18 protein-coding genes are annotated in these 18,694 nt (G+C 58.4%); 9 read left to right on the plus strand and 9 right to left on the minus strand.

Going from position 1 to position 18,694, the window contains the following annotated elements:
- The first annotated feature begins 71 nt into the window (after positions 1-71).
- On the plus strand, positions 72-593 hold the full coding sequence (locus FDP25_RS09230; protein WP_154151032.1) for a DUF2478 domain-containing protein: 522 nt from the start codon (positions 72-74) through the stop codon (positions 591-593).
- A gap of 17 nt (positions 594-610) precedes the next feature.
- Here FDP25_RS09230 and cueR read toward each other — a convergent pair whose 3' ends face one another.
- Both cueR and FDP25_RS09240 read right to left on the minus strand, forming a co-directional pair.
- Positions 611-1,012, minus strand: coding sequence for a Cu(I)-responsive transcriptional regulator (gene cueR, locus FDP25_RS09235; RefSeq protein WP_154151034.1), 402 nt, complete (start codon positions 1,010-1,012; stop codon positions 611-613).
- Positions 1,013-1,022: 10 nt separating this feature from the next.
- On the minus strand, positions 1,023-3,530 hold the full coding sequence (locus tag FDP25_RS09240) for a heavy metal translocating P-type ATPase (RefSeq protein ID WP_154151036.1): 2,508 nt from the start codon (positions 3,528-3,530) through the stop codon (positions 1,023-1,025).
- Between the two features lie 271 nt (positions 3,531-3,801).
- On the opposite strand from FDP25_RS09240, the gene FDP25_RS09245 reads away from it, so the two are divergent.
- The 6 genes from FDP25_RS09245 to FDP25_RS09270 all read left to right on the plus strand — a co-directional run bounded on the left by FDP25_RS09245 (position 3,802) and on the right by FDP25_RS09270 (position 7,601).
- Positions 3,802-4,413, plus strand: coding sequence for a ribonuclease D (locus FDP25_RS09245; protein WP_154151038.1), 612 nt, complete (start codon positions 3,802-3,804; stop codon positions 4,411-4,413).
- 2 nt (positions 4,414-4,415) lie between these two features.
- Positions 4,416-5,030 carry an LPS export ABC transporter periplasmic protein LptC gene (lptC, locus tag FDP25_RS09250; RefSeq protein WP_154151040.1) on the plus strand — a complete coding sequence of 205 codons (615 nt, stop codon included), beginning with the start codon at positions 4,416-4,418 and terminating at the stop codon, positions 5,028-5,030.
- A gap of 65 nt (positions 5,031-5,095) precedes the next feature.
- The gene (gene lptA, locus FDP25_RS09255) at positions 5,096-5,527 is read left to right on the plus strand and encodes a lipopolysaccharide transport periplasmic protein LptA (protein WP_154153332.1); all 432 of its coding nucleotides are present in this window, start codon (positions 5,096-5,098) and stop codon (positions 5,525-5,527) included.
- 3 nt (positions 5,528-5,530) lie between these two features.
- Complete coding sequence (lptB, locus tag FDP25_RS09260) at positions 5,531-6,289, plus strand: LPS export ABC transporter ATP-binding protein (protein ID WP_154151042.1); 759 nt, start codon at positions 5,531-5,533, stop codon at positions 6,287-6,289.
- A 232-nt stretch (positions 6,290-6,521) separates the two neighbouring features.
- Positions 6,522-7,085 (plus strand): ribosome hibernation-promoting factor, HPF/YfiA family, encoded by a 564-nt coding sequence (gene hpf, locus FDP25_RS09265; RefSeq protein WP_154151044.1) that lies wholly within the window; start codon positions 6,522-6,524, stop codon positions 7,083-7,085.
- Between the two features lie 51 nt (positions 7,086-7,136).
- Positions 7,137-7,601, plus strand: a complete 465-nt coding sequence (locus FDP25_RS09270) for a PTS sugar transporter subunit IIA (protein ID WP_154151046.1) — start codon at positions 7,137-7,139, stop codon at positions 7,599-7,601.
- Between the two features lie 13 nt (positions 7,602-7,614).
- Here FDP25_RS09270 and FDP25_RS09275 read toward each other — a convergent pair whose 3' ends face one another.
- From FDP25_RS09275 to cysQ, 6 genes are all read right to left on the minus strand, one after another.
- Positions 7,615-9,045 (minus strand): sulfotransferase family protein, encoded by a 1,431-nt coding sequence (locus FDP25_RS09275; protein ID WP_154151048.1) that lies wholly within the window; start codon positions 9,043-9,045, stop codon positions 7,615-7,617.
- A gap of 6 nt (positions 9,046-9,051) precedes the next feature.
- Positions 9,052-10,752: a DUF5927 domain-containing protein gene (locus tag FDP25_RS09280; RefSeq protein ID WP_343032008.1), complete on the minus strand. Its 1,701-nt coding sequence runs from the start codon at positions 10,750-10,752 to the stop codon at positions 9,052-9,054.
- Between the two features lie 17 nt (positions 10,753-10,769).
- Positions 10,770-11,756, minus strand: a complete 987-nt coding sequence (locus FDP25_RS09285; RefSeq protein ID WP_154151050.1) for a glycosyltransferase family 2 protein — start codon at positions 11,754-11,756, stop codon at positions 10,770-10,772.
- Positions 11,757-11,914: 158 nt separating this feature from the next.
- Positions 11,915-12,937 carry a glycosyltransferase family 2 protein gene (locus FDP25_RS09290; RefSeq protein ID WP_154151052.1) on the minus strand — a complete coding sequence of 341 codons (1,023 nt, stop codon included), beginning with the start codon at positions 12,935-12,937 and terminating at the stop codon, positions 11,915-11,917.
- A gap of 58 nt (positions 12,938-12,995) precedes the next feature.
- Positions 12,996-13,889 carry a UTP--glucose-1-phosphate uridylyltransferase GalU gene (galU, locus tag FDP25_RS09295; protein WP_154151054.1) on the minus strand — a complete coding sequence of 298 codons (894 nt, stop codon included), beginning with the start codon at positions 13,887-13,889 and terminating at the stop codon, positions 12,996-12,998.
- 171 nt (positions 13,890-14,060) lie between these two features.
- On the minus strand, positions 14,061-14,858 hold the full coding sequence (gene cysQ / locus FDP25_RS09300) for a 3'(2'),5'-bisphosphate nucleotidase CysQ (protein ID WP_154153339.1): 798 nt from the start codon (positions 14,856-14,858) through the stop codon (positions 14,061-14,063).
- Positions 14,859-15,003: 145 nt separating this feature from the next.
- On the opposite strand from cysQ, the gene FDP25_RS09305 reads away from it, so the two are divergent.
- A complete protein-coding gene (locus FDP25_RS09305) occupies positions 15,004-15,825 on the plus strand; it encodes an ABC transporter permease (RefSeq protein ID WP_154151056.1) in 822 nt (273 codons plus the stop codon).
- Between the two features lie 66 nt (positions 15,826-15,891).
- On the opposite strand, the gene FDP25_RS09310 is transcribed toward FDP25_RS09305, so the two are convergent.
- Positions 15,892-16,506, minus strand: a complete 615-nt coding sequence (locus FDP25_RS09310) for an alpha-ketoglutarate-dependent dioxygenase AlkB family protein (protein ID WP_425500521.1) — start codon at positions 16,504-16,506, stop codon at positions 15,892-15,894.
- Between the two features lie 205 nt (positions 16,507-16,711).
- On the opposite strand from FDP25_RS09310, the gene dnaK reads away from it, so the two are divergent.
- Complete coding sequence (gene dnaK / locus FDP25_RS09315) at positions 16,712-18,631, plus strand: molecular chaperone DnaK (RefSeq protein ID WP_154151058.1); 1,920 nt, start codon at positions 16,712-16,714, stop codon at positions 18,629-18,631.
- Positions 18,632-18,694 lie beyond the last annotated feature (63 nt).

An 18,694-nucleotide genomic window follows, 5' to 3' on the forward strand; every position in this document is an offset into this window, starting at 1 on the left:
CACGGAACTCAGGCGTGTGCGAGAGACCGTGCGCGAGGGGGATCGCCTGCGGCATTCGGGGGAGGCCGAAGATGAAACTGGGATATGTCCTTGCCAAGGAGCGCGGCGCCACTGACCGTCTGTTGGCGCGGCTGGCCGACAGATGCCTTGCCCGTGGCTTGCGTCTGGCCGGTGTGGTGCAGACCAATACCGCCTGTTCCGATTCCTACCTTTGCGACATGGATGTAAAGGTTCTTCCCGATGGCCCGGTCTATCGAATCTCGCAATCATTGGGCCGCGAGGCGCGCGGGTGCCGTCTTGACCCCGCCGCGCTTGAGGCCGCCGTTGGCGAGGTTTCGAAAACCCTGTCGTCGCGGCCCGACCTTTTGATCGTCAACAAGTTCGGCAAGCACGAGGCGGATGGCCGTGGATTTCGCGATATCATCGCTCAGTGCCTTATCGACGGCGTGCCCGTGATCGCTGGCACAAACAGCCTGAACCTGCCTGCGTTTCAGAGCTTTACCGATAACCTGGCCGAGGCCGTCCCCCCACAGGACGACGCCCTGCTGGCTTGGGCCGAGGCTGCCATTGCCGAGAAAAACCGCGCCGCATAATCCGTTCTTGACCGGGGTCAGGCGTTGCCGCCTCGCGCCGTGGCCAAATCGGCCAGAATTGGACAGTCGGGGCGGTTATCGCCTGCACAGGCCTTGACCAGATGTGCTAATGTCTGGCGCATCCCTTGAAGTTCCGCGATCTTGGCGTCGATTTTCTCCAAGTGGCCTTCGGCGATCTGTTTCACGTCAGCGCTTGCGCGTGCCTTGTCCTCGTAAAGTTCCAATAGGCTGCGGCAATCCTCGATCGAAAACCCAAGCGATCGTGCCTGCCCCAGGAATCGCAGTTTGTGCAGGTCATTCTCGGAAAAATCGCGGTATCCATTCAGGCCGCGATCCGGCTGAATCAGGCCGATATCCTCATAGTAGCGGATGGTTTTGGCTGGCAGGCTGGCGCACTTGGCCGCATCTCCGATGTTCATCGCGTGCCTCCTATTCCGCCGGGGCGGGTTTGACCGTTGCTTTTTGCGGCATGGCTCCATCCTTCGGCTTGCTTGCCGCTTTCATCCCCCGCAGGCGCAGCGCGTTGGACAGGACAAATACCGATGACAGGGCCATGGCCCCCGCCGCCAGCATCGGCGACAGCAACACATCGAAGGCCGGATATAGCGCCCCTGCGGCCACGGGAATCAACGCCACGTTATAGCCAAAGGCCCAAAACAGGTTCTGTTTGATGTTGCGCATTGTCTGGCGTGACACTTCAACGGCGTTGACGATGCCCTGCAAGTCACCTGACATCAGAACCACATCGGCACTTTCGATGGCCACGTCCGTTCCCGTGCCGATGGCCACGCCGATATCGGCATGGGCCAGCGCGGGGGCATCGTTGATCCCGTCGCCTACGAAAGCCACGCGCCGTTCACCTTCGCGTAGGCGATCAAGGGCTGCAACCTTCCCATCGGGCAGGACATCAGCGACCAGTTGGTCTATGCCGACATCATCTGCAATCGCCTTGGCGGTGCTTTCCTTGTCGCCGGTGATCATCGCCACATGCAGGCCGCGGGCGTGCAGTGCCTTGATCGCGGCGGCGCTGGTGGGTTTCACGGGGTCCGAAACCGCCAGAAGCGCGGCCAGTTCCCCGTCGATCGCGGCGAATAGCGCGGTGCGTCCCTTGGACGATAGATTTGCCTCGGCCTTGGAGAGCGGTGCAGGGTCAATCCCCTCGCGCTCCATCAGACGGCGGGCCCCGACCAGAACGTCGTGCCCGGATACCGTGGCGCGCACACCATACCCGGTGATGGACTCAAAGCTTTCGACCTTGGGCAGGATTACCCCCTCGGCTTCGGCCGCATGGGTTATGGCCTGTGCGATGGGGTGTTCCGATTGCGCCTCGACCGCGCCCACAAGGCGCAGCACATCGGCCCGATCAAAACCCTTCGCCAGTTCCAGATCGGTCAGGTCGGGTCGCCCTTCGGTGACGGTCCCGGTCTTGTCCAAGGCCACCACATCCACCGACGCTAGCTGTTGCAGGGCATCGCCCTTGCGGAACAGAACGCCCAGTTCCGCCGCGCGCCCCGTGCCGACCATGATCGAGGTGGGCGTGGCCAACCCCATGGCACAGGGACAGGCGATGATCAGTACCGAAACTCCAGCCACAAGCGCCAGCGTCAGTGCCGGATCGGGCCCCAGGATCAGCCAGACAGAAACGGTGAGCACGGCCAGTGCCAGCACCGCAGGTACGAACCAAAGCGTGATCTTGTCCACCAGCCCCTGAATCGGCAGTTTCGCGCCCTGTGCCTCTTCGACCATGCGAATGATCTGGGCCAGTGTGGTATCGCGGCCCACCCGTGTTGCACGGAATTGCAGACTCCCTGCGCCGTTCACCGTGCCACCCGTTACCTCGTCGCCGGGGGATTTTTCCACCGGGATCGGCTCCCCGGTGATCATGCTTTCATCAACGTGGGCCGTGCCCTCGATCACCTCGCCGTCCACGGCAATCCGTTCGCCGGGGCGGACGAGAATGGTCTCACCCACGGTGATTTCGGCGATGTCCACATCCTGTGGTTTTCCATCCCGGATGACCCGCGCCGTTCGCGCCTGCAAGCCCATAAGCTTGCGAATGGCCGCCCCCGTGCGCCCCTTGGCCCGGGCCTCAAGTGACCGGCCCAGAAGGATCAGCACGACGATCACCGCCGCGGCCTCGAAATAAACCGCACGAACACCTTCAGGCAGCAGCGCGGGCAGGAAGGTGGCGATACAAGAGTACAGGAAAGCCGCCGAGGTGCCGACCGCGACAAGGCTGTTCATATCCGGCGCGCCTTTGAACAGCGCGGGGAAACCCTTGGCATAAAAGATCCGTCCCGGACCGATCAGAACCAATGACACAAGCACGAACTGCAATATCCAACTGGTCTGTTGGCCGATGGTGGAGTGGATCAAATCCTTGAATGCCGGAAAGACATGACCACCCATTTCGATGATGAACACAGGCAGGGTCAAGGCCGCCGCGATGGCGGTCTTGCGAAACATATCCCGCGCTTCTGCTGTTTTACGGTCGCTTGCATCTTCGGCCACCGTGTCGGATTCCGCCGGTGTCGCCGGATAACCCGATTCACGCGCCGCCGCCATCAGGTCGCCTACAGATGCGATTCCGTCCACGAAACGTACCGTGGCCGTTTCCGAGGCGAGGTTGACGTTGACGTCCAACACCCCGTCAACCTCGGCAAGGGCCTTGTCCACCCGCCCCACGCAAGAGGCGCAGGACATCGATTCGACATTCAGAACCACTGTTTCGATACGTGCCGGATAACCCGCTTCGTCGAGGGCCGCGATGGCATCCGACAACTGGCCATTCTCGGTCAGGTCAAACTGTGCCCGCTCGTTGGCAAGGTTGATCGAGACATTCTCGACCCCCGGCACCGCGGCCAGGGCGCGTTCGGCTCGGCCCATGCAGCCGGCACAGGTCATGCCTTGAATACTCAGGGTCAGGTGGCGGGACATGGCGGAACTCCTTCTTGTTCCAGCTTCAGATAAGGCTTCCAGTTACAGGAAGGTCAAGGCTTACAAGCAAACTATTTTCAGGTCATTCGGTGGATTTCGCTGAAAGTTGCCCCCGAACACCCCAGATTCCCCTTCATTTGCGCGTCAGGCTGCCGCACAAAGCGTCTTGAACCCCGAATCATATGGCTTACCTGCCTTTAAAGGGCGTGGCCTGATACGACGTGACCCAAGACAAGGGCCGGACACCGGCGGCCCGCCAAGGAAACACAACATGGCAAACCACCTATACAAAAACGATCTGCCCGACGGGCTTGACCTTGGGCCTGTCGTGGCAATCGACTGTGAAACCATGGGCCTTAACCCGCATCGTGACCGGCTCTGCGTGATCCAGATGTCGGGTGGGGATGGTGATGCCCATCTGGTTCAGGTGGAGCAAGGCCAGACCGAGGCCCCCAACCTGTGTGCGATGCTGGAAAACCCCGATGTGCTCAAGCTGTTTCACTTTGGCCGGTTCGACATTGCCGCGATGTATAATGCCTTTGGTGCACTCACCGCGCCGGTCTATTGCACCAAGATCGCCAGCAAACTGGTCCGGACTTACACCGACCGGCACGGCCTCAAGAACCTGCTGCAAGAATTGCTGAGCGTGGATATTTCAAAGCAACAGCAATCCTCGGATTGGGGCGCGCCCGCGCTGACCACGGCACAGCTTGATTATGCTGCCTCGGATGTCCTCTACCTGCACCGCCTGCGCGAAGAGCTTGACCGCATGCTGGCCCGTGAAGGCCGCACCGATATGGCGCAGGCCTGTTTTGATTTCCTGCCGATGCGTGCCAAGCTTGACCTTGCAGGTTGGCCCGAGATCGACATTTTCGCGCATTGATCATGCTGGGGGCCGATAATTTTCATTCGCGACTCGTGGCCTGGATGAAAATCATCCTGCCGCTTTTGGCGCTTGGGCTTTTATCGACCCTGTTTTTGATTTCGCGCACCGTCGACCCGACAAAGAACATACCGATCACCAGTATCGATCTTGAACAGCGGGCCGATGATCTGGGCGCGACGAACCCTTCGTTCGCGGGTGTGACCAACCGCGGCGATCAAATATCGGTACGGGCCGATCAGGCCAAGCCCGATGCAAATGACCCCGAACACCTGATGGCTCGGACCGTCGTTGCACAGTTGAGGCTGACCTCGGGCACGGTGATCGACATCACGTCGAATCGTGCAGAGATGAACCAAGGCACGTTGACCGCGAACCTTGAGGGGGCTGTTCATGTCGTCACGACCAATGGGTACGACCTGACGACCGAGCGTCTCAATACAAGGTTGGATCGCCTTTTCGCTGAAACCCCTGGCCCCGTTCAGGGCGCCGCGCCGGTCGGTACGATTGAGGCAGGGCGTATGTTGCTACAAACCAACGATGATTCCGGCGCGGCACATTTACTTTTCACCGATGGTGTCAAGCTGCTATACACTCCGCAAAACGTTAAGGAATAATTCCCGTGTCCCGATTTTTGCGGCTTGCCGCGTTCCTGTTTGTTACCGTGCTGCCCGTGCCCCTTATGGCACAAGGGGCGCAAGTGGCCTTCGGAAATACGCAACAGAACTCGAACCTGCCGGTCGAGGTGACAGCGGACAACCTGGACGTCAATCAGGCCGATGGTACGGCTATTTTCACTGGTAACGTCTTGATCGGACAAGGCGAAATGCGCCTCTCCGCCCCGCGCGTCCTTGTCGTTTACAACGAGGACCAAAGCCGTATCAAACGGCTTGAGGCCACGGGTGGCGTGACCTTGGTGAGTGGTGAAGACGCCGCCGAGGCGCAGCAGGCCGATTACAACATGGATAACGGGGTGATCGAAATGCAGGGCGATGTCCTGCTGGTCCAAGGGCCGCAGGCCCTGACCGGGGATCGCATGTTCGTCGATACCCGCGCCGGGACTGCGCGGGTCAGTGGCCGGGTCAAGACCATCCTGCAACCCTCCGAGAATTGACAGATGGCCAAGCCCGATCTTCATATCGCCCATGAAAACACAGGGCTCCAGGTTAAGAATCTGCGCAAAAGCTACAAGAAACGCGTTGTTATTCGCGATGTGTCGCTGGATTTGCAGCAGGGCGAGGTCGTGGCACTTTTGGGCCCCAACGGGTCGGGCAAAACCACAACATTTTATGCCATTGCCGGGCTGATCTATCCCGAAGGCGGGCATGTCCTTCTGGATGGGCGCGAGGTGACAAACCTGCCGATGTACCGTCGCGCCAAGATGGGCATTGGCTATTTGCCACAAGAGATGTCGATCTTTCGCGGCCTCTCGGTCGAAGATAATATCATGGCCATCCTCGACATCTCGGAATCCGACCGGCACAAGCGGCGTGAGCGGCTTGAGGAATTGCTATCCGACTTCTCGATCGAGCATCTGCGCCGTGCACCCGCCCTGGCCCTGTCAGGGGGGGAACGCCGCCGCGTGGAGATTGCCCGCTGCCTTGCGGCTGATCCGAAATACCTGCTTCTGGACGAACCTTTTGCCGGGGTCGATCCAATTTCGGTTGGCGATATCCGGCATCTTGTCGCTGACTTGAAGAAACGTGGCATCGGCGTGCTGATCACGGATCACAACGTGCGCGAAACGCTCGAAATCGTGGATCGCGCCTATATTTTACATGATGGTAAGGTGCTTATGTCCGGCAGCCCCGAAGAGGTGGTTGAAAACGAAAACGTACGCCGTGTCTATCTTGGCGATAGCTTCCGGATTTCGTGATCCTGATTGGATACAACTGTCATCCGAATGTCATTGACAAGATGGGGCCAAAGGGCCTCAAATAGGGTATGACATTCGATCATTCCGCGCTGTTCTCGCAAGTGGCCCCATCGTTCGGGCCTAAACGAACACAAGCCATTCGAATGTCATGTTTCCGCATCCGAACTTGATTCTCGTACAGGCGCCAAGCGTCATGTTCGCGGGTTCGGAATGTTCAAATGAAGGAGATAAGATGCGTTATCAAATCAGTGGAAAACAGATCGATGTTGGCGAAGCCCTCCAAACCCACGTGAAGGCGGAACTTGGCGAAGCCGTGGCCAAATATGCCGAAAGACCCACTGACGCGCATATCATCTTTTCCAAAAGCGCCAGTGAATATGTCTGCGAATCCATCGTGCATCTATCGACCGGCCTGACAGCTCAGGCCAAGGCCCACGCGCATGAAATCTATGCAGCTTTCGACAAGTGCTGTGAGAAGATGGAAAAGCAACTTCGGCGGTACAAGCGTCGATTGAAAGATCACCATCGCGACCGGGCGCAGCCGGTTGAAGTTCTGGGTGCATCCTCTTATATCCTCGCCTCAGAAAGCGAAGATGAGGATTCGGAGCCAGAAAACCTGCAACCCGTGATCGTCGCCGAGATGGAAACACAAATTCCCTCTCTGTCGGTTGGTGAGGCGGTTATGCAGATGGAACTGGCTGAGGCTCCGGTTTTGATCTTCCGTAATGAGCAAAATAACGGGTTGAACGTGGTGTATCGTCGGGATGACGGAAACATCGGGTGGATCGATCCGTAAATCAGGAAGAGAGGCGCGCTTGCGCCAACCTGTCGGAGCGACGCTGAACAGATGGAAATGTCAATGATCCTCAAGCCTGAGGCCGTCCGCGTACTGTCTGCTGCATCCAGCAAAAAGCGGTTACTCCATGAACTCGGCGATCTTGCCGAGGCGGCCTACGGCATCAAGCAGCTTGGTGCCGTCGAGGCCCTGCAAGAACGCGAAAGCCTTGGCCCCACTGGTGTGGGCCATGGCGTGGCCTTGCCACACGCACGGATTGACGGGATTGATGAGGTTGTCGGGGTTTTTGTCCTGTTGGACAAGCCGGTTGATTTCGACTCTGTGGACAGACAGCCCGTTGATCTGGTCTTTGCCCTGTTCGCGCCACGTGACGCGGGCGTTGAACACCTCAAGGCGCTGGCGCTTGTCTCGCGGACTCTGCGTGATCCGTCGGTTTGTGCGAAACTGCGTTCGAACAGCGATCCGGCAACCCTTTATACCATCGTTACCGAAGCTCAGGCCGTTCAGGCGGCCTGAGGTATAAGGGGCGTCAATCGCCCCATTTTCCAAATCCGAACATCATGTAATCGCGCTGATATACCGCGCGGGCCAGGTCTTCGAGATCGTCGTCGTAGATTTCGGAAAGGGCAAAGGGCACATCGGCCTGCGCCTTTGCCGGGCGTGGTGGTTTGGCATATCCCACCTGCTTGGCCAGAACTGGCAGAAGGGTCTCCATCTCGTCCTCGCGGATCACCATGTCGGGCAGGGCAAATTCCCCCATGCCCTGCATGACCGAGGATTGAGTGGCCCAATGCGCATCAATCCGAATACCCGTCTGCCCGGCCAGATTGGCCTTGAGGAACTCCAGAAACGCACCGAATGCCGCGCGATGGGCACGCCGGTCATAGGTGTCATCGGGGTTGCCGCCGGGGATCGGCAGCTTGTGGAAATTGCGCAGGGTTTTTCGAATATCCGAGAATGTCCCCGGCCCCCGCATCAGGATCCGGGTGCAAAACACGTGATGCGCCCGCGCCAGCGGATGGCGCAGCACGGTGAAACTGCGGTGCCTGCGGTTGCGCCGCTTCCATTGGCGCAGGCCCTTTTGCTGCATCTTGGTTGGCAGGGTCTCTGACGGGACACCATCCAGGGCCGCCAGCCACGCGCGCACCTCTTCTTCCGGGCCGGCACGCATCGGCATGTACAAAATCGGCGCCTTGGCCCCGGTGACATACCCCGGAACCCCCGGCCCCCGGCGCGGTTCGAAATTGGGCGTCCTCGTCAGGTTGAAAGGGTCCAACCCCGATAGCGCGCGCTCCATCTCGTCAAAGTTCGAGACCTTGTCTTCAAGGCTACTCGGGTTCTGTTTCTTCAGCGAGGCATCCAAAGCTTCAAGACGCTCGTCGCTGCCAAGGAATTTTGCCAGACCGTTAACCACATCGAGGTTCTGCAAATCCTCGTAGGCCACGTAGAACGCCGTCTGGCCCGTGGTTTGCAAACGGTTCAGCAGCATCACCTGAAACTCTTGCAGGCGGGCCACGTGTTTCTCGAACTCCGGCCCGTCAAAGGCAACTTTGCTGTCCTTGCGCCGCTTCACATTGGTCAGCTTCCACTGCCCCGTGGCCTGCGCGATTTTCCAGCTTACGTAACTGTCCACCGGATTGCGCGTCAGGATGATCTTGGCACAGCGCGGATCGTCCAGGCAAAGGTCCAGAACCCTTTGGTCGTGATCGTTGAAAAACCGGAACCCGCCCAACCCCTCGGACTGTTCCTTGATGGTGTTGACCAGGCGCGCGGGGTCGGCATCGCGCATGTCCTGCGTGACACCCAGAATCTCGGTCTTGTTGGGGTAGCCGATGAAATGCGGGTTGAATGCCTCGCCGTGACACTGAAAGCTGTCGAAAGCGTTCAGGTTGCTTTCAAGGAAGTTCGATCCGGTGCGCATTTCGGCGAACACGACGAAGTAATCAAAGGGGCCAGACATGCGGGGTTACTGCACCAGATAGGGTTTCGGTTTGTCGTGATGCGGCTCATGCGGGTCATGCGCCACCGGGAAATCCCCCATCAAGTAGGGGTGCATCCCTTGGTTCTTGAGGTTCTGAAGGAACTGCCCGAATCCGCTCAGGTCCGACATGCGCGGCACTTCGGCCAGACCACGCAGGTTTTGCTGCCCGATCTCGTCGATAATGGTTTGCAGCGGCTCCATCGGGGCCTCGATGAACTCGGCCATGGTCCAGATGCGCACGCGCGCCTTCGTCCAGGGCGACCGCAAGACTTCCAGATACTTGCTTTCGATCTGTTGCAGGCGCGCGGCTTCGCGTCGGATGTCCGAGAAATTGGCGTTGGATTTGAACAGTGGCACGGCCCATGCCCCGGTAATGACCGAGATTTGCGCATTGGGGTCTTTTGCCAGATCCCACTCAAGCTTCTTGATGTGATCGCGCGGTCCCATCTGGAAGCACTGCCGTTCGCCGCGCGTATTCCAGATCAGGCTGGCAAGAAAGGCCCGCGGATTGTAATCGCGCAGGGCGGCGCTATCGCTCAGGGCACCGTTCATCACCGTTTGCCCGTCCGAAAATTCGGCCCTCTCAGGTGCAAACAAATGGCCATGCACCCGGGTGCTCGTGGCCTTGGCCAGCCACGTCTCGAAATTCTCGAAAAGATCGCTGAACCCTTGGAACACCGAATATTGTGCGCAGGTCAGGCCGTTCTCGCGCCCTTCCACGGGAAACCGGCTTTGCATCAGAAGGCCGGGCCGCCCGCGTGTGCGCCGTTCGACCGCCTTGGCGAAAATCCGGTCGATCTTGCCGGGGTTCGGCTCGGTCCGTTTCATGGCGCCTGATTTATCATTCAGGAAGGCATCGTACAGGCGATTGGCAAAAGGCCAGATCTTGCGCGCCACAAAGCAATCCGAACGGCGCAAAAGCTGTAGATGGTCATCGTAAAAGATGTGTGGCTTGCCCTGGTAATCGAACTTCGACAGAGTCAGGGACCGGCTTTCGATTTGTCGCGAATACTGCCGGGCGAGCGTCTGGAAATAGCTCTCGTCGGGGATCCAGACCTTCTTGAAGTAGCGGTCATATGTGTCCCGCTCAGGGTCCGACAGAATCGCCGACAGGGTTTGCCGGGTCAGACACCACCACTGGCTTCCCATATGCGGCACAATGCCGTTGGGGATACGCCGCTTGTAGCCGATGACGCGTTGCAGGGCGACATAGCGGTCGAACAGGTAGCGATGCTTGCGCCACGAAAACGGGAACCGCAGGGTGAATCGCTCATGGTCCAGCCCGCCGATTGTCCAAGGCACATCCGCCGTGGTGGCGGATTCGATGAAATCGGTCTGCGGGCGCGCGGCCAGGTGATCGATCAACTCCTGAACCGGACGCAACGGAAGACAGGACCCGGAGGCGAGGTAGACATGCCGAACCTGCGGGAATTCCTCCAGCATCACCTCCGCGGCACTTTGCGTCGCCGCCACAAGGCCCCATGTCCCCCATTCACAGCGATGTCGCTTGGAAAACCGCACGTCGGGCAAATCAGACAGGGATTTGACGAACGCATCATAGGCCGCCTTGGGCACCGATTTGTCGGCATGGATCACCAGCGGGCAACCGGCCGCCGCCCAATGGCGCGCCACCTGCTCGGCCCGGTCAAAGGCCGTATGCACCAGCATGATAATCCCGACACTCACCCGTGACTGCCCTTTCCTCAGGCCCAGTTCCCCTTGGACATCAGTCCAAGAATTTCCAACTGGCGCCAGTTTATATATTTCTCCGACCATTTGCACCAAAGGTCGGGGTTGTCGCGAAGGCTTTCGGCATAGGCCTTGTATTCGATGCTTGCCGCATAATGTTCCCGGCGTTGCAATTCTTCTTCCGCTTTCGCAGTGAAAGTATCCAGAAACTTGGTGTGAAGCAAAATGCCACTGGCCTTTTCGCCGCCCCATTCGTCATACGTCAGGTTCAAACCCCTTGGCAAAAGCATGTGGGTCGAGCTGACATAAGCATTGCGCTTGTCCCATTTGACCAATGGCGTCTTGTTCAGGGCCGGGGCCTTCTTGGGGGTGTCATAGAAGAAAACCCTTGCCCGTGGCCCGCCTTGAATCCACAGGTTGCCGAAGGCCTTGTTCTTTTCGATGGTATAATTTCCGGGGTCAAACCACGAGGCAATCTCAAGCGGGTCCTGCCCAAGCTGATAAGGAACCGAGTCGATCCGCCCCTTGGGGTACATATCCAAAAGCATCGCCCCGAAGGACCGCACCTGCGAGGTGTCCAGCCAATCGGTCAGGGCCCGGATGGGCCGTGTGTCACAGAAGGGGTATATGAAGAACTCATCAGGATCGACGACAAGCGTCCAATGCCCGTGGCCATACTTCCCTTGTAGCCAGTTCAGCCAATCAACACCGAAACGCGCCTTCTTGTAGCTGGCCTTGGTCGTCCAGAGCGAGACATCGTCCTGCGCGGCAAGGTACTCCCGCCCGCCGTCCTGGCTGTCGTTGTCGACCATGATGAAATGCGACACGCCCAGATTGCGGTAGTATTTCATGAAATAGGGCAGGCGCACGTATTCGTCTCGGAAGGTTGAGAACAACAAGACATCACCGGGCCGGATTTTGGCCGTCCGGTCCTGCACTGGTAACAAGGAAAAATGCTTGCGCCACGCGCGCAGCTTGGCGCGTTTGCGTTTGAGCCGCATGCGATATGATTGCAACGGCCGCACCGCTTAACCCTCATCTCTTGTCTTGTTTTTCATGCTCGAAGTTACCTCACCAGAGCTTAACACACTCTTGTGCGCACTTAAAAACGAACCGGCCTCAAGGACGGTATTGTTTATCGTTTCGAAACACCGCTCCGTCAAACCCAATTTCCCTTTGACATCAGGCCCATGGCCTCCAGTTGTCGCCAGCTTATGAACTTGGTCGAGGCCCGGCACCATAAATCCGGGTCGTCGATCAGGCTGTTGTAGTAGCCGTCGTAAAGGTCACTGTTCGCGAAATGCTCGCGACGGCGCTTTTCTTCGGCGGATTTCTCGACGACCACGTTCAGGAATTTGCTATGCAGCAGAATACCCGAGGCCATCTCGCCCCCGTCATCGGCATAAACGCGGTTTAACCGCCGCGGCAACAGCGAATGGGTGGAGCTGACATAGGCGAACCGTCGGTTCCATTTGACCAGCGGGATTTTCCCCATGGTGGGGGCGCGTCGCGGCTCCCCCCCGAAAAAGCACCGGGCGCGCACGCCGCCCTGAATCCACAGGTTCTGTAAATCCGGCTTGCGTTGGATCATGTAATTCCCGCCATCGAACCAGCACAGCGCCGCAAAGGGATCATCGCCCGCCTGATATGGATGCGCGCTCAATTTCCCCTTGGGGTACATGTCCAGCATAAGCGCCCCGAAGGATGTGCGGCCTTGCCGATCCAGCCATTCGGTCAGGGCGGGCAGGGGGCGCGTGTCGTGATGCGGGTAAATGAAAACCTCATCGGCATCGAGGGTCAGGCACCAATGCCCATGCGCATAGCGCGCCTGAAGTGCCGTCATCCAATCCATCCCGAAGCGCGACAGCTTGTAACTCTGTGGCGTCGTCCACAGTGAAACATCGGGCTGCTCGGCCAGAAATTCGCGCGTCCCATCATCGCTGTCGTTCTCAACGAACAGGAAATGCGCGACACCCAAGCGCCGGTGATGGTCCAGAAAATGCGGCAAGCGCATCATCTCGTTGCGGACCGTGACCGCGCCAAGAATATCGCTCTTTTCAATCTGTTCCGTTCGATTGACGATACAACGCAACTGGGGCCGCTTGCGCAAGGCCCGGAACAACAGGCGGCGGCGTTTCCACCGCAGCCTGTAAGCCGTTATCGCATTGCTCAGTAAGTCCATTTTGTCCCGTGCTCAGCCACCTGCCGGATCACGGAATCATCCCGCCCGCAGCTGGCGTTTATTGCGCTGCCTTCTGTGCATGGACCACGTCATTCAAGTAGGCCCAAAGATCATCGCGCAGGTCGTCACGGCCCAGCGCGAAAGATACAGTCGCCTGTAGGAATCCCGCTTTCGAGCCACAGTCGAAGCGTTGCCCCTCAAACCGGAAACCATAGACTTCTTCACCGCTTTCACGCGCCTCGTCGATGGCATCGGTCAGCTGGATTTCCCCACCGGCGCCGGGCTTCTTCTTGTTCAGATTGCGCAGGATCTGCGGCGTCAGGATATAGCGGCCAATCACGGCAAGGTTGGACGGTGCCGCGCCCGGCTGTGGTTTTTCCACCATGCCCTTTGTCGATACGATCCGGCCCATATCTTCCTTGATGTCCAGAACACCATAAGCCGAGGCCTTGTCCTCGGGCACTTCCATCGCGGCAACTATGTTGCTCTGGGTGTCTTCGAAAGCTTCGACCATCTGCGCAAGGCAGGATTTCTCGGCGGCAATCACATCGTCGGGCAGGATCACGGCAAAAGGTTCGTTCGCGATCAGGCGACGCGCGCACCACACGGCATGCCCAAGGCCAAGCGGCTTGTGCTGGCGCACATAGGCAACGGCCCCGCTGTCCATGTTGGTGGCCTTCAGGATTTCCAGAAGGTCTTCCTTATCCTTCTTGCGCAACTCCTGTTCCAGTTGCGGTGCAATGTCGAAATAATCCTCAAGCGCACCCTTCCCGCGCGAAGTGACAAAGATGAATTCCTTGATACCGGCTTCGCGGGCCTCGTCGATGGCATATTGAACCAAGGGCCTGTCGACCAAGGTCATGATTTCCTTGGGCACCGATTTCGTCGCAGGCAGGAAACGTGTTCCCAATCCCGCTACAGGAAATATGGCTTTGGTTACTTTGTTTCGCATTTACCCATACCTCACTGGTTCCGAACACTCGCCGGTTTTCTTCAACTCTTACCCAATGAAGGAAAAAGGTGAAGAAATTTGGTCAAAACTCGTACCATTTTTTCTTTTTCTGGCGAATGCGCCACGACATCACAGGTCGCGCGCCGAAATATCGCCTGGAACGAGCCGACGCTACGCTGGCTTCAACTCAACCGTGGGCGAATAGGCGATGAAGAACGGGTTGGCATAACCGTCCTTGCCGTAGGTCAGCGGCGTGTGATCCTCAAAGCGCACCACTTTTCCGCCCGCGCCGTGCAGTACCGCATGCCCTGCGGCGGTATCCCATTCCATCGTACGGCCAACACGCGGATAGACATCCGCCTCGCCCGTCGCGATCAGGCAGAACTTGAGGGACGAGCCCGCACTTTTCATATCTTTCACGGCGTATTTGTTGATGTAGTCGTCGGTGGCCTGATCTCGGTGCGATTTACTGGCAACCACCATCAGCGCGCCGTTGTCGGCATTCGATACCTCGATCGGCCGTACCACACCCATTGTGCCGGCCACGAAAGGGGCCACTTCTTCCGCCGCGCTGCCATCGGCCAGTGTCAGGAACATACGATCACGCGCCGGGGCATAGACCACCCCGCGCGTCGGCACGCCGTTCTCGACAAAGGCGATATTGACGGTGAAATCGCCGCGCCGGTTGATGAACTCCTTGGTGCCATCCAGCGGATCGACGATCAGAAAGGTATCTCCGGTCTTGCTGTGCGAACTGGCCTGTTCCTCGGTGATCAACAGAACATCGGGAAATGCCTCCCGAAGCCCCGCCGAGATCAGCGCATCGGCGGCTTCGTCGGCTTCGGTCACCGGGCTATCGTCGGATTTCACTTTCACGTCGAAATCATCGGCGTTGTAAATCTCCATGATCTTGTCACCGGCCTCCAACGCAAGACGGCGCATCACATTTACCAATTTCTCGTAATCCAATGTCATTCTCCGGTTAACCATACTGCACAGCGCGACACACAGGCCGCATATTGCGGGATTGCTCGCCGCCCCTTATGATACTTGGGTAACGGGACAGCAAGAAACCTGTGCAAGAAAACCCATAGGCAGCCGGGCAGAAATTGAAATGTTCCAGAACGTAAGGCCAAAATCCACGCTTCACTCGGCCATCGCCCTGGTCGAACTGATCTATCACGCCACCGTTCGCAGTGTTCGGAAATCCCACGGAAATGCTCTCTGGGCGATCGGAAGCAATATGTTGCAGGCGGTCATTTTCGTGCTGGCCTTCTACATCATGTTTTCGGTGCTCGGGCTCAAAGGGGCGCGGTTGCGTGGGGATTTCCTGCTCTACATGATGTCCGGCATTTTCCTGTTCCTGACACATGTAAAATCGATGGGTGCCGTTGCGGGGGCGGAAGGGCCGTCGTCTCCCATGATGCAACATGCTCCGATGAATACCATCATCTCGATCACCTCGGCGGCGCTGGGCACACTTTACATCCAGGTTCTCTCGCTCACGATGATCCTGTTTGTCTACCATGTGGGGTTTAAACCTTTCGAAGTCGAAGAACCCATCGCGGCTTTTGCCATGCTCCTGTTGTCATGGTTCACGGGCGTGGCCATCGGGCTGTGCCTTTTGGCGATCAAGCCCTGGTTTCCGACATTCGTGTCGATCTTCACCACGGTCTACCAGCGGGCCAACATGATCGCTTCGGGCAAGATGTTCATCGCCAACAGTCTGCCCCCAACCATGCTGATGATGTTCGACTGGAACCCGTTGTTCCACACCATTGACCAGTGCCGCGGGTTCACGTTCGTCAACTACTTCCCGCGCAATTCCAATTGGGAATACCCGCTGTATGTCGGGATTGCCTTGCTGATGGTCGGCTTGATGGGCGAATTCTATACACGTCAATACGCCTCGGCCAGTTGGAACGCCCGCCGGTAAGCCCTTGTTTCGCGGTTTTTTCTTGGCAAAAATACCCGCCGCGCAGCGACCGCCCGACAGGGCGGTTCAATCCACCACGCGACAGGTCAGATTGATCCGCCCGCCTTTCTCCAGAAGGGTCGATGATCCGAACCTGATCTTGTCCACTCCATGATAGGTCAAGCGCGCGTCTCCACCCATCACCACCACATCGCCCGATTGCAACCAGATCGACTCGGTCTTGCCGCCGCGTGTCGTGTTGCCGATCCGGAAAAGGCCCTCATCGCCCAGCGAAATCGACAACACAGGCCATGAAAAATCCGCCTCGTCCCGGTCTTGATGCATACCCATGCGGGCGCCCTCGCCATAGTAATTCACAAGGCAGCAATCCGGTGTACGCTCGCAGCTGACCAATGCCTGCCAGACCGCCAGCACCCGCTGCGGAATCGCGGGCCACTCCACCCCGTCGGGGTGTTGCGTGACATAGCGATAACCACTCTTGTCCGACATCCAGCCATATTTGCCCGCCGAGGTCATTTTAACCCGCATGGGTTTGCCATATGGGGTCATCGGCGAAAACATCGGCGCGCGCGTTGCCACGTCTCGCAAATCTTCTACCAGGGCCGCTTGTGCGGGCCCGTCCAAGAACCCCCGATGGATTCGGAATCCACGTATTTCGACAGTATCCATATCCATGACCATGGCAGATTCGTTGAAAATATGCCCGCGATTAACCCCAAAATTGCAGAATCTGAGCCCTCCAAGCGCTTGCAGGTCAACAGACCCCTGCCTATATACGCCACGAAGCGCGGGACGGGCCATGCCCTCCGCCTCGAAACCGGGGGCCTGATGCCGAAACGGGTCGGGCGTCCGCACAATCGCCTTGAGATAGAAGGGATCGAAAAACATGTCCAAAGTCATTGGTATTGACCTCGGCACCACCAACTCCTGCGTCGCTATCATGGACGGTAGCCAGGCACGGGTAATCGAAAACTCCGAAGGGGCACGCACCACGCCCTCCATCGTGGCCTTCACCGAAGATGAACGCCTCGTCGGCCAATCCGCCAAGCGGCAGGCCGTGACCAACCCCGAAAACACCGTCTTTGGCGTCAAGCGCCTGATCGGTCGTCGCAATGACGACAGCGATCTTGCCAAGGACAAGAAAAATATGCCGTTCAACGTCATCGACGGCGGCAACGGCGATGCATGGGTCGAAGCCCGCGGTGAGAAATATTCGCCCAGCCAGATTTCGGCCTTCATCCTCGGCAAGATGAAAGAAACCGCCGAAAGCTACCTTGGCGAAGAAGTGACGCAAGCCGTCATCACCGTCCCCGCCTACTTCAACGACGCCCAGCGTCAGGCGACCAAGGACGCCGGCAAGATCGCCGGGCTCGAAGTGCTGCGCATCATCAACGAACCAACCGCCGCGGCCCTCGCCTACGGTCTGGACAAGGAAGACACCCACACCATCGCGGTCTATGACCTTGGCGGCGGTACCTTCGACGTCACCATCCTTGAGATCGACGATGGCCTCTTCGAGGTGAAATCGACCAACGGTGACACCTTCTTGGGTGGCGAAGACTTTGACATGCGCATCGTCAACTACCTTGCCGATGAGTTCAAAAAGGAAAACGGCGTCGACCTGACCAAGGACAAGATGGCCCTCCAGCGCCTGAAAGAGGCCGCCGAGAAAGCCAAGATCGAACTGTCCTCGTCCAGCCAGACGGAAATCAACCAGCCCTTCATCTCGATGGGCTCGGACGGTCAACCGCTGCACATGGTCATCAAGCTGACCCGCGCCAAGCTGGAAAGCCTCGTGGGCGACCTGATCAAATCCTCGATGAAGCCTTGCCAGGCCGCATTGAAGGACGCGGGCCTTGCCGCCAACGAAATCGACGAGATCGTTCTCGTCGGTGGTATGACCCGTATGCCCAAAGTGGTCGAGGAAGTGACCAAGTTCTTCGGGAAAGAGCCGCACAAAGGCGTCAACCCCGATGAGGTCGTCGCCATGGGCGCCGCCATTCAGGCCGGTGTTCTGCAAGGTGACGTCAAGGATGTCGTCCTGCTCGACGTGACGCCGCTCAGCTTGGGTATCGAAACCCTTGGCGGTGTCTTCACGCGCCTGATCGACCGCAACACCACGATCCCGACGAACAAGTCGCAGATCTTCTCGACCGCCGAAGACAACCAGGGCGCCGTGACGATCCGCGTGTTCCAGGGTGAACGTGAAATGGCTGCCGACAACAAGCTGCTGGGTCAGTTCAACCTCGAAGACATCCCGCCGGCACCGCGCGGCATGCCGCAGATCGAGGTGACCTTCGACATCGACGCCAACGGCATCGTTTCGGTTTCCGCCAAGGACAAGGGCACCAACAAGGAGCAGAAGATCACGATCCAAGCGTCCGGTGGCCTGAGCGACGAAGACATCGAGAACATGGTCAAGGAGGCCGAGGAAAACGCCGAGGCCGACAAGGAACGCAAGGAATTGGTGGAAGCCAAGAACCAGGCCGAAAGCCTTGTTCACTCGACCGAGAAATCGCTTGAGGAACATAGCGACAAGGTTGACCCGACAACAGTCGAGGCGATCGAACTTGCCGTTGCGGCCCTCAAGGAAGACCTCGAAAAAGACGATATCACGGCTGAGAAAATCAAGGGTGGCATCCAGAACGTGACCGAAGCGGCCATGAAACTGGGCGAAGCCATCTACAAGGCGCAAGCGGAAGAAGCTGACGATGCCCCCGCTGGCGCCGATGAGGCCACCGGACCGGCCGATGACGATATCGTCGACGCCGACTTCGAGGACCTCGACGACGACAAGCGCTCGTAAGGCGCCTGACGGGACCAATGGGGCCGGTCCGAGTATTGGGCCGGCCCCGCGTGTTCCATAAAA

This window comes from Roseovarius bejariae, assembly GCF_009669325.1.
GTDB classification, from domain to species: domain Bacteria; phylum Pseudomonadota; class Alphaproteobacteria; order Rhodobacterales; family Rhodobacteraceae; genus Roseovarius; species Roseovarius bejariae.

Bases quoted from the DNA above. Each gene is read 5' to 3' on its own strand.
- FDP25_RS09230 (WP_154151032.1), top strand. From the start codon at position 72: ATGAAACTGGGATATGTCCTTGCCAAGGAGCGCGGCGCCACTGACCGT.
- cueR (WP_154151034.1), bottom strand. From the start codon at position 1,012: ATGAACATCGGAGATGCGGCCAAGTGCGCCAGCCTGCCAGCCAAAACC.
- FDP25_RS09240 (WP_154151036.1), bottom strand. From the start codon at position 3,530: ATGTCCCGCCACCTGACCCTGAGTATTCAAGGCATGACCTGTGCCGGC.
- FDP25_RS09245 (WP_154151038.1), top strand. From the start codon at position 3,802: ATGGCAAACCACCTATACAAAAACGATCTGCCCGACGGGCTTGACCTT.
- lptC (WP_154151040.1), top strand. From the start codon at position 4,416: ATGCTGGGGGCCGATAATTTTCATTCGCGACTCGTGGCCTGGATGAAA.
- lptA (WP_154153332.1), top strand. From the start codon at position 5,096: ATGGCACAAGGGGCGCAAGTGGCCTTCGGAAATACGCAACAGAACTCG.
- lptB (WP_154151042.1), top strand. From the start codon at position 5,531: ATGGCCAAGCCCGATCTTCATATCGCCCATGAAAACACAGGGCTCCAG.
- hpf (WP_154151044.1), top strand. From the start codon at position 6,522: ATGCGTTATCAAATCAGTGGAAAACAGATCGATGTTGGCGAAGCCCTC.
- FDP25_RS09270 (WP_154151046.1), top strand. From the start codon at position 7,137: ATGGAAATGTCAATGATCCTCAAGCCTGAGGCCGTCCGCGTACTGTCT.
- FDP25_RS09275 (WP_154151048.1), bottom strand. From the start codon at position 9,045: ATGTCTGGCCCCTTTGATTACTTCGTCGTGTTCGCCGAAATGCGCACC.
- FDP25_RS09285 (WP_154151050.1), bottom strand. From the start codon at position 11,756: ATGCGGCTCAAACGCAAACGCGCCAAGCTGCGCGCGTGGCGCAAGCAT.
- FDP25_RS09290 (WP_154151052.1), bottom strand. From the start codon at position 12,937: ATGGACTTACTGAGCAATGCGATAACGGCTTACAGGCTGCGGTGGAAA.
- galU (WP_154151054.1), bottom strand. From the start codon at position 13,889: ATGCGAAACAAAGTAACCAAAGCCATATTTCCTGTAGCGGGATTGGGA.
- FDP25_RS09305 (WP_154151056.1), top strand. From the start codon at position 15,004: ATGTTCCAGAACGTAAGGCCAAAATCCACGCTTCACTCGGCCATCGCC.
- FDP25_RS09310 (WP_425500521.1), bottom strand. From the start codon at position 16,506: ATGGTCATGGATATGGATACTGTCGAAATACGTGGATTCCGAATCCAT.
- dnaK (WP_154151058.1), top strand. From the start codon at position 16,712: ATGTCCAAAGTCATTGGTATTGACCTCGGCACCACCAACTCCTGCGTC.